Annotated in this window: 1 protein-coding gene; it reads left to right on the top strand. The window is 63.2% G+C overall.

All coding sequences use genetic code 11. From position 1 onward, the window contains the following. The first annotated feature begins 43 nt into the window (after positions 1-43). A complete protein-coding gene (locus GJ668_RS19685; protein ID WP_155451776.1) occupies positions 44-1,402 on the top strand; it encodes an IS1182 family transposase in 1,359 nt (452 codons plus the stop codon). Positions 1,403-1,507: the final 105 nt, after the last annotated feature.

Below are 1,507 nucleotides of genomic sequence, written 5' to 3'. Positions count from 1 at the left end.
CGGCTTGGTAGACTGCCGAGATCACCTTTCAGGATCCACGACGATGCCCTGCTTCCGCCCGATCGATCGCGACATCCCATTAGCGTTACCCCTGTCGTTACAGGATTGGTTGCCCGAGGGGCATCTGGCGCGCTACATTGTCGAAGTGGTGGAAGCGCTCGATCTGAGCGCCCTGGTCCAAGCCTACACTGGTCGCGGGAGCCCGCCCTATCACCCGGCGATGATGCTCTCGCTATTGATCTACGGTTACGCCACGGGCTGTTACTCCAGCCGCCAGATCGAGTTGGCCACGTATGATTCGGTGGCCTTTCGCTTCATCGCCTGCAATCAGCACCCCGATCACGACACCCTGGCGACCTTCCGGCGGCGTTTCAGGGCGGAATTCGAAGCGGTGTTCATCCAGGTGCTGGAGGTCGCGCGCGAAAACCAGTTCAGTCGCTTCGGACGGGTCAGCCTGGACGGGACGAAGATTCACGCCAACGCCAGCCGTCACAGCGCCCTGTCATACGGACATGCCGAGGCCATTGAGGCGCAGCTGAAAGCCGACGTCCAGGATTTGCTGGCCTTGGCCGAGCAGGCCGATGGTCGCAACGTCCCGCAAGGGATGAGCGTCCCCGAGGAACTGAAGCGCCGCGAAGCGCGTCTCGCCGCGATCGCCGAGGCCAAGCACCAGATCGAGGCGCGGGCCGCCGAGCGCTACGCCCGCGAGCAGGCCGCCTACGAGGCCAAGCTCGCCGCACGCGCCGCCAAGGCGGCGACCCGTGGGCGCAAGCCCGGTGGCAAAGCCCCCAAGGCCCCTTCGCCCGAACCCCGCGCCGATGATCAGATCAACCTCACCGATGACGAATCGCGCCTCATGCACGTCGCCGGCGGGGGCTTCGAGCAGTGCTACAACGCCCAAGCCGTCGTCGATACCGAGTCCATGCTGGTCATGGTGGCACAGGTGACCCAGGCCGCCAACGATAAGGAGCAGGTAGCGCCCATGGTCGAACGCTTGCAGGCACTGCCCGAGGGGCTGAACCAACCCGAGGAATGTGTCGCCGACAACGGCTATTTCAGTGAGCGCAACGTCGAGGTCTACGAGAACGCCGAGATCGTGCCGTTGATCGCCATGAAGCGAGAGGACCATCACCCCCATTGGTCAGAGCGCTTCAGCGAGCCAGGCGAGGTGGCGCCCGAAGCAAGCCCGGTCGAACGCATGGCGCATCGACTCAAGACCCGTGCCGGGCGGGCGGCCTATGCACTGCGCAAGCAGACCGTCGAACCGGTCTTCGGGATCATCAAGTCCGTGATGGGTTTTCGTCAGTTCCTGACCCGTGGGCTGCAGAACGTCCAGGGTGAATGGACCCTGGTGTGCCTGGCGTGGAATCTCAAACGGATGGCCGTGCTGCGCCCGCAATAAGGGGAACACCAGGAAAACAAGCCGTTTTTACCAAAACATGGCTATTTTTCGCCCCTGAGAGCGCTCAAAAGGCGACTCTACCTGTTAAGTCCGACAGGCTGCTAG

The organism is Allochromatium palmeri (genome assembly GCF_009720725.1).
Taxonomy (GTDB): Bacteria; Pseudomonadota; Gammaproteobacteria; order Chromatiales; family Chromatiaceae; genus Thermochromatium; species Thermochromatium palmeri.
Note: the sequence above shows the minus strand (reverse complement) of the source record. Positions and strands in the feature narration are given on the sequence as shown.

What these genes read in the sequence shown, in the direction of transcription:
- GJ668_RS19685 (WP_155451776.1), top strand. Translation starts at nt 44, where the DNA reads ATGCCCTGCTTCCGCCCGATCGATCGCGACATCCCATTAGCGTTACCC.